At 65.0% G+C, this 1203-nt stretch carries 1 pseudogene; it reads left to right on the forward strand.

The annotated features are described in order from the left end of the window. Window positions 1–1203: pseudogene (locus tag CUN63_RS05715) on the forward strand (glycine dehydrogenase (aminomethyl-transferring)); the annotation flags it as partial.

Genomic DNA, 1203 nt, shown 5'->3' on the forward strand with positions numbered 1-1203 from the left:
TGCAAACGCCTGAGCAAGAACAAGGGTGCAAACGCCTGAGCAAGAACAAGGGCAGCCATGCGTTCTTCGCTTCCGTGCATTGCCACCCGCAAACCCTCGACGTGCTGCGCACCCGGGCCGAGCCGCTGGGCATCGACGTGGTGGTGGGCGACGAACTTGAACTGACTGACGTCAGCACCTTCTTTGGCGCCCTGCTGCAATACCCGGCGAGCAACGGTGACGTCTTCGATTACCGCGAACTGACCGAACGCTTCCACGCCGCCAACGCGCTGGTGGCCGTGGCGGCCGACCTGCTGGCCCTGACCGTGCTCACCCCGCCAGGCGAATTCGGCGCCGACGTGGCCATCGGCAGCGCGCAACGCTTCGGCGTGCCGCTGGGCTTCGGCGGCCCGCACGCGGCATATTTCTCCACCAAGGATGCATTCAAGCGCGACATGCCGGGCCGTCTGGTCGGCGTCTCCGTCGACCGTTTCGGCAAGCCGGCCCTGCGCCTGGCGATGCAGACCCGCGAGCAACACATCCGCCGCGAGAAAGCCACCAGCAACATCTGCACCGCGCAGGTCTTGTTGGCCAACATCGCCAGCATGTACGCCGTGTACCACGGCCCGAAAGGCCTGACGCAGATTGCCAACCGCGTGCATCACCTGACCGCGATTCTGGCCCAAGGCTTGAAAACAATCGGTCTGAACGTCGAGCAAGCCAGCTTCTTCGACACCCTGACCCTGAACACTGGCGCCAACACCGCCAAGCTGCACGATCAGGCGCGTGCCCAGCAGATCAACCTGCGCGTAATCGATGCCGAACGTCTGGGCCTGTCCCTCGACGAAACCACGTCGCAAGCCGACGTGGAAACCCTGTGGGCCCTGCTGGCCGACGGCAAAACCCTGCCGGACTTCGCTGCTCTCGCCGCTTCGGTGACTAGCACGATCCCGGCCGCCCTGCTGCGCCAGTCGCCCATCCTCAGCCACCCGGTGTTCAACCGTTACCACTCGGAAACCGAGCTGATGCGCTACCTGCGCAAGCTCGCCGACAAGGACCTGGCCCTGGATCGCACCATGATCCCGCTGGGCTCGTGCACCATGAAACTCAACGCCGCCAGCGAAATGATCCCGGTGACCTGGGCCGAGTTCGGCGCCCTGCACCCGTTCGCCCCGGCCGCGCAAAGCGCCGGCTACCAGCAGCTGACCGATGAACTGGAAGCGA

It is taken from the genome of Pseudomonas sp. ACM7 (assembly GCF_004136015.1).
In the GTDB taxonomy this organism is placed as follows: Bacteria; Pseudomonadota; Gammaproteobacteria; order Pseudomonadales; family Pseudomonadaceae; genus Aquipseudomonas; species Aquipseudomonas frigoris.